The organism is Thermus sp., assembly GCF_056332225.1.
In genome coordinates this window covers 1-7031 of sequence record NZ_JBWGQW010000064.1, presented here as the reverse complement: position 1 = coordinate 7031, position 7031 = coordinate 1, and the positions used below count along the sequence as shown (strand labels likewise).

Genomic DNA, 7031 nt, shown 5'->3' with positions numbered 1-7031 from the left:
CCCCGCTTCCGGGCCCAGGGCCGGGTGGCCTTCGTGGACCGGGAGGAGGGGAGGTTCGGCCTCTTGGTGCGGCCCAACCCCGGGGGACGCCTCAAGGAGCCCTTCACCCTCACCCTCTGGGCCCCCTTGAGCCTCCTGGAGGGCCTCAGCTTGGGGAGCGGGGTCTACGCGGAAGGGGAGGTGCGCCTCAAGACGCGGCGCCTGGTGGTGCGGCGCGTGGAGCCCATCCGCCTGTGTGACGACCCCGCTTGAGCCACTAGGCTGAGGTACCGCGGGGGGGAGATTCGGGTGGGCTTCGCTTCAGGCAGGAGCTTCCGGCTCCTCTAGTTTTCGGGCCGGAAGGTGAGGATGAACTCGCGCGGTGTTGGGACCTTTAGGGGTAGGTCTTGGCGGAGCATCAGGGGCTTGAAGTGGCGTGTATCGCCCGTGAGGAGGACGGAGGCGCCCGCAGCCACGGCGGCCGCCAGAACGGGAAGATCCTTCTCGGGTACCAAGGACTCCATCCAGGGGGCGCCCTCGGCCTCCGGCACCAGGGTCACTGCCTCGAGCTTGTCTTCCAGCTTGCGAAGGGCCTCGGGGCGTTTCCGGAGGAGGTTTTTTCGGGCCTCTAGAAGGCAGTAGGGGCTCGTGGCCAGCCGGTAGCGCTTCTTTCTCGCCCCCTGCCAGATGACCTCAAACACCTCTCCTCCTAGGCTGGCCGAGAAAAGAATGTTGGCGTCCAGGAAGATGAGCGCCTTTCTAGAGGCCCCAGGCTTGGCGGAAGGCATCCAGCTCCTCTTGGGAAACGCGGGCGTTCTCGGCGAACTCGTGGAGCCTCTGCTCCGTGTAAATCTCCACGGGTAGCACCACCGCCGGCTCGAGGACGACCCGCCCCTCCTCTACCCGCACCACCAGGGGGTCCCCTGGCTTTAGCCCGAGGGCGCGGCGGACTTCCATGGGGAGGGTGACCTGCCCCCGCTTGGAAAGGGAGATAAGGATCCTCACGGTTTCAGCATATCGGAAATTCAGAAACACCGGGAGCTCAAGCGCTGGGGGGTTTGGCGTCCTCATGCGGGGCCCGTACCTGGAAGGAGAAGGCCTGGCGCGCCCTCAAGGTAGCTTCGTTGAACTTGGCCACCTCCAGGAAGAGCTCCTTCACCCCGCCTGGTAGAGGCTGCCCAGCCTGCGGCCCATGCGGTCGTCGTTCGTTGAGAAGCTCTGGGGTGATGCCCTCCCCCAGGAGCCACTCCGTGGGCTTGCCTTCCCAATAGTGGCCGAAGAGGTAGAGGGGGGAAGAGACAAAGCCCAGGGCATTCAGAATGGCCGCTTACAAGGTAGCCCCTTCGGGGCTGACCAGGGCCACCCCCGTGCCCGCACTCCGTAACTCTGTAACTCTGGAAGCCTGTAAGTTTGGAACATCCGTACTCTGTAAGTTACAGACTCTGTGAATAACAGACTTACAGAGTTACAAACTCTGTAAGTCTGGTTGTCTGTTAGTCTGGAAGTTGCTAGAATGAGAAGGGAGATGCCCTCGATGCCGGGAAGCCAGCATCTCTGCCTTAAAAGCCCTGAGGAAGGGCATTGGGCCGCGGTTGGGCCCTCGAGGTCGTGGGCAACCCTTTACTGCCCACTTGTCAAGGGCCACGCCTTGACCCCAACACGCCGCCCCAGTACATTCGCCCTTGGATCACTTCGAAGGTGCCACTGAGGAGGTCAGAGCTATGAGCTTGGAGAAACTTCGGAGCGCCTGGGTCCTTCAAGCCAGGATCCCCCTTGAGCCCCTTTCCTCCCGCATCCGGCCTGCCGTCTTCGCCAAGGAGGAGGGCGGCAAGCTAGAGCCCCTCCTCGCCCTAGGACACCGCTACCTCGGAGCACCCCAGGACACGGTGATCCTGGACAGCCCCGCTTCCATGGCCAACCGCATGGAGGAGGCCCTCTACGCCCTTAGGGCCGAGCTCGGCCTGAACGACATCCGGGTGGACTTGGGCGATGCGGCCTACAGCATCTGGCAGCTCCCCCACCGGGTCTACGATGCGGCGGTGCGCGACTCGCAATGGTCGGGCCAGGAGTTCTTCCTAACCGATCTCGGTAAAAAGCTCGCCTTGGGGGACCCCCAAACCCTTTTCCGATGGAGTCCCAACAGCTTGCTTTTCGGCAGCTGGAACTCCCACGCCCAGGCGGGCATTGGGGCCAGGCTGGCCCCCAGGATCGAGCGGGCCGTCCTGGCCGAGGTCCTGGGCCTTGGGCCCAAGCGCGTACCCCGGCCCGGGAGCCGCAAGGATCCCTTGGGCATCCCTGGGGATGCCATGTTGACGGAGGCCTACAAAGAGAGAGCTAGGACACTGGGGATCCTCAAGAACGATAAGGACGATAAGGAAGGCGAGAATGAGGGGAAGGGGAAGGCCAGGGGCAAAACGAATGCGCTTTCCACCCTCGGGTTCGGCAACGTGCCCCCGACCCTCCAGGACCTGGACGTCTCCGTCCAAGAGGGGGTCATGGACTTCCTCTGCACCCGGATCCCCCTGGAGCAGAGGCGGCTCCCCGAGCCCGCCCAAGGGGTCCTGGTCCTCCTCGGTCTTCTGGGTCTGGCCAGCCTTTTGGAGCGGGGGGTGCTCCACCTCCGCTCGGGGACGGCCCTCCGGGTGGGAAGGGTGGCGCTCAGGGCCTTCCCAGGGGAAGAGGAGTTTTCCTTGCCCTCGAAGGAGGAGCTCATCGGTGGGATCAAGGCCCTCCTCGAGGAGCTGCCCGAGGGGTGGCGCTGGACGGGGGAGGAGCTGGTCCTTACCCCTCTCCCGGCCCTGAAGGAGATCTACGAGGGCCAGCACGAGCTCCGGGCCGATACCAAGCGGAAGAGGGCCAGGGGCAGGCGGAAGGAGGGGTAGGTGGTCCTCGAGGTCCGGTACCTCCAGGGGGCCCTCCGGCTGAGCGGACGGGGCGTGGCGCCCTCCTGGCCCCCGGACCCAGGTCGCCTCTTCGCCGCCCTGGTGCACGCCTGGGGGACGGCGGGGGAGGACCCGGAGGAGGAGAAGTTCCTCCGCTGGCTGGAGCAAACCCCTCCTCCTAGGATCTCCGCCCCGGAGCTCGGACCCCTCTCCCGGCACCGGGCCTACGTGCCCGTGAACCACGTTCCGAAAGGGGAGCCGGAGGACTACACCCCGGCGGAACGCCACCGCGTGCCCAAGGACCTGGTGGAGGCCCCCTTCCTGGGGGAGCCCGTGGTGCGCTTCCACCTGGCCGAGCCCCCTCCCCCTTCTCTGGCCCCGGCCCTGGAGCGCCTCCTGAGGCGGGTGGGCCGCCTGGGGAACACCCGGAACCCCGTCCTCGTGCGCCTGACCGAGGAGGGTGGCCAAGGCCCCCTGTGGGTCCCGGAGGAGGGGGGGAGGCGCCTTGGGGTCTGGTACCCCGGCTACCTCGAGGCCCTTAGGAACCGCCACCGCCGCCTCTACGCCCTGCCCGAGAGGCTCCCGGAGGGGGAGAGGGCCTTCCCCACCGCCAGGCCCTGGGAGCCCCTCCCCATGCGGACCGTGGGCTACGTCCGGGAGGGCTCCAGGGAGGAGCCCGCTCCCTTCCTCGTGGAGCCGGGCCGGGTCCTAGCCCTGGCCCCCGCCCCGCCCCTGGCCCTGTGGCCCCCCCTGGCCCACCGCCTGCGCGCGGGGCTGCCTTCGGAGGCCCTCCTCCTGCCTCTGCCTTTCCTGGGCTTCCCCCAGGCGGACGGCCGGGTGATGGGGGTCACCCTGGCCTTTCCCCCAGGCCTGCCCCCTGAAGGGCGAGAGCGGGCCTGGCAGGCCCTTCTCGCCTCCCTGGGCCAGGAGGTGCCCCTGGGCTTTCTCCGCGTGGCCCTTCTCCTCCCCGAGGACCTGCCCAGGCCCCGGGCCTCCCTGGACCTCAGGCGTTGGCTTGGGCCCGCCCGGCGCTGGCGCAGCGCGACCCCCGTGGTCTGGGAAGGGCGGGGCGACCCTGAGGAGTCCCTGAAGGCCATGCTGGGGGGGTTGGGCCTTCCCCCGCCTGCAGGCTTCCGCGCCGGCCCCTACCCCTTCTTGAAGGGAGCCCCGGGGGTGTGGGAGGTCCTCCCCTACCTCCCCCCCTCCTTGGGCGCCTCCCGGGTTGCCCACCTCGCCCTGGAGTTCCCCGAGCCCGTGCGTGGCCCCCTGGTCCTGGGCCTGGGGAGGGGGCTCGGCCTGGGGCTCCTCCTTCCCGAGGAGGTGGAAGGGTGAAGGAGCGCTTCCGCGCCTTCTTCCGGTCCCTCTGGGGGTACGACCCCTACCCTTGGCAGGAGGCCCTGCTGGAGCGGGCCCTTAAGGGGAAGTGGCCCGAGGTGGTGGCCCTCCCCACGGGAAGCGGTAAGACCGCAGCCCTGGACGTGGCCGTCTTCCTCATGGCGGTGAACCCCAAGGCCCACCGCCGGGTGGTCTACGTGGTGAACCGCCGGGTGGTGGTGGACCAGGCGGAGGCCCGGGCGCGCCGGTTGGCGGAGCGCCTGCAAAAGGCCCCCCCGGAAGACCGGCCCCTCGCCGAGGTGGCCCAGGCGCTCCGGGACCTGGGCGGGGGGGTTCCCCTCCGCGTGGTGAAGCTCCGCGGGGGGCTTCCCCTCCCCCGCCACCCCATCCCCGACCCCGCCGCCCCCACGGTGGTCCTCTCCACCCTGGACCAGGTGGGAAGCCGCCTCCTTTTCCGGGGCTACGGCCTGTCTCCCCGGGCCTGGCCGGTGGAAGCCGGGCTTCTCGGCGTGGACAGCCTCTTCCTCCTGGACGAGGCCCACCTCGAGGGGCCGGCTTTCGCCACCCTGAGGACCCTGGAGCGCCGCCTCGAGGGGGTGGAGGCGCTCCTCGGCCGCCCCTCCCTCCGGGTGGTGGCCCTCACCGCCACGCCGGAGCCCCTTCCCGGGATCCGCTGCCGCCTGGACCCCGCGGAGGCGGACGAAAAGCGCCTTGCCGAGCGCTGGGGCGTTCGGAAGCCCTTTGCCCTCCACAAGGTGAGGGCGAAGGAGCTGGCCGAGAGGATGGCCCAGGAGGCCCGCGCCTTGCGGCAGCGAGCGGAAGGCCCCGTGGTGGTCTTCGCCAACCGGGTGGGCACGGCCCGGGCGGTCTTCCAGGAGCTTGCGGGGGAAGGGGCCCTCCTCCTCACCGGGCGGATCCGCCCCTTTGATCGGGACCGCCTCCTTGGGGAGGACCTGCAGAAGCGCCTGGACCAGGGGGAGGTGGCCTACGTGGTGGCCACGCAGGCCCTCGAGGTGGGGGCGGACCTGGACTTTAGCGCCCTGGTCACGGAACTCGCTCCCCTTGCCGCCCTCTTCCAGCGCCTGGGGCGGGCCGGGAGGCGGGGCCTGAGGCAGGAGGCCCCCGTGGCCATCTTCTTCGCGGAGGATGCCCCGCCCTACCCCTATCCCCGGGACTCCCTCCAGGCCGCCTGGGCCTGGCTAGAGGCCTGGGAGAAGGTGGGCGACCTCGGCATCGCGGCCCTCAGGGGAAACCTAGGCCGCTTTCCTCCTGAAAGGGGAGCCTGGGGGGCCTTCCGGGAGGATCTTCCCGTTCCCCCTGACCTCCTGGACCTCTACGCCCTCACCGACCCCCACGTGGAGGCCCTCCAAGCCGAGCCCCTCCTCCACGGGGTGGAGCCCGAACGCCCGGAGGTCTACTTGGCCTTTCGCAAGGACCTGAGCGAAGAACTCCTCGCCCAATGGCCCTCCGAGCTTGGCGACTTCTTCCCCCTTCCCTCTACCTACGAGCTCCTTCCCCTTCCCTACCCCACCGCCCTGGCCTTCTTGGAGGGGGTGCGGGCCGAGGCCTCCGATCTGGAGGGGGAGGGCGAGGGAGAGGAAGAGGGCACCCGAGAGGTCCGGGTTCTGCGCCTGGGAGAGGAGGGCTGGGAGCCGGTCGGAGCCAAGGGGGTCCGCCCCGGGGACACCCTCCTCGTGCCCGCGGGCCTTGGAGGGCTAGACGCCTACGGCTGGAACCCCAAGGCTAGGGAACCCGCGCGCGACGTGGCCGAGGCCCGCCCTCCAGGGGCGTCGCCCCCCAGGGTCCTGCGCCTCCACCCGGAGGTCCTGTGGGACGCCCTCAGGGAGGAGGCCCGGACGGAAGCGGAGCGGGAGCGGCTGCAAAGGGCCCTGGAGGGGCTGAAGGAGGTGGCCTTGAACCGCAAGGAGGATCCCTTGGAGGCCCTGGAGGCCGCGCGGGCGACCGCCTCCCTCCTAGGGGTGCCCCCTCCAAAGGGGGACGACCTAGACCGCTGGCTCCGCCAAGCCGTGAGGGCCCTCCTGGAGGATCTCCGGAGCAAGGTGGAGCCCGAGTGGGAGGCCGCCTACGGGGCGGCCCTTGGGAGCCTGGGGAGGGCACGCCTCCTCGCCCACCCCAACTACCAGGGCCTCGCCCTTCGCCTCCAGGGGGAGACCCCTTCTCTGGGAAGTGCCGCTCCCGAGGGCTTGGAGGAGCACCAGGAGAAGGTGGCCGGAGTCCTCCGGGGCTTTCTGCGGCGCCTGGGTCTGGAGGAAAACCTCTCTCCCGACATGGAGGAGGCCGCCCGGAAGCACGACCTGGGCAAGCTGGACCCCCGCTTCCAGGCCTGGCTCCGCCTCACCGCTCCCGCGGAGGAGGGGCTTCCTCCGGGCCCCTTGGCCAAGAGCGGAACCCGCATGGGCCCGAGGGAGGTGGGGGCCATGCGGCAGAAGGCGGGCTACCCCCCGGGCCAGCGCCACGAGCTGGTAGGGGCGGCGAGCCTCCAGGCAGCCCCCCAGGTCCGCCACCTGGTGGCCACCCATCACGGCCACGCCCGTCCCTTCCCCCAGCCTCCCCAGGGGGAGGACCGGGAGGAGGTGGAGGTGGAGGGGCTCCGGCTGAAGACCCGCCATGGGCTAGAGCGCCTGGCCTCGGGCTACGCCGAGGGCTTCCTGAAGCTTCTTCTCCAGTACACTCCCTGGGGCCTCGCCTACCTGGAAGCCCTGTTGCGCCTGGCGGACCAGGCAGCGAGCGGAGAGATCGCCTATGAGGATTGAGCTCCCAGGCCTTCGTCTAGAGTACTTTCCCCTAGCGGCCCTCGTGGCCTATGGCCTCCTC

General features: G+C 69.6%; 5 protein-coding genes and 2 pseudogenes. 4 read left to right on the top strand and 3 right to left on the bottom strand.

Going from position 1 to position 7031, the window contains the following annotated elements; genetic code table 11:
* Positions 1-252: pseudogene (locus AC01Y6_RS09150) on the top strand (hypothetical protein); the annotation flags it as partial.
* 71 nt (positions 253-323) lie between these two features.
* Here AC01Y6_RS09150 and AC01Y6_RS09145 read toward each other — a convergent pair.
* The 3 genes and pseudogenes from AC01Y6_RS09145 to AC01Y6_RS09135 form a co-directional block, all read right to left on the bottom strand.
* A complete protein-coding gene (locus tag AC01Y6_RS09145; RefSeq protein ID WP_476671228.1) occupies positions 324-767 on the bottom strand; it encodes a PIN domain-containing protein in 444 nt (147 codons plus the stop codon).
* Positions 739-984, bottom strand: a complete 246-nt coding sequence (locus AC01Y6_RS09140) for an AbrB/MazE/SpoVT family DNA-binding domain-containing protein (RefSeq protein ID WP_476671227.1) — start codon at positions 982-984, stop codon at positions 739-741. Before AC01Y6_RS09140 ends, AC01Y6_RS09145 begins: the two co-directional genes overlap by 29 nt.
* A 55-nt stretch (positions 985-1039) precedes the next feature.
* Positions 1040-1306, bottom strand: a pseudogene (locus AC01Y6_RS09135) (DUF4277 domain-containing protein); the annotation flags it as partial.
* A 394-nt stretch (positions 1307-1700) separates the two neighbouring features.
* On the opposite strand from AC01Y6_RS09135, the gene AC01Y6_RS09130 reads away from it, so the two are divergent.
* From AC01Y6_RS09130 to cas3g, 3 genes are read left to right on the top strand one after another with little or no spacing between them, the layout of a single operon-like run.
* Positions 1701-2861, top strand: coding sequence for a type I-G CRISPR-associated protein Cas7 (locus AC01Y6_RS09130; RefSeq protein ID WP_476671226.1), 1161 nt, complete (start codon positions 1701-1703; stop codon positions 2859-2861).
* On the top strand, positions 2862-4193 hold the full coding sequence (csb2, locus tag AC01Y6_RS09125) for a type I-G CRISPR-associated protein Csb2 (protein WP_476671225.1): 1332 nt from the start codon (positions 2862-2864) through the stop codon (positions 4191-4193). It begins immediately after the preceding gene.
* On the top strand, positions 4190-6970 hold the full coding sequence (gene cas3g / locus AC01Y6_RS09120; RefSeq protein WP_476671223.1) for a type I-G CRISPR-associated helicase/endonuclease Cas3g: 2781 nt from the start codon (positions 4190-4192) through the stop codon (positions 6968-6970). Before csb2 ends, cas3g begins: the two co-directional genes overlap by 4 nt.
* Positions 6971-7031 lie beyond the last annotated feature (61 nt).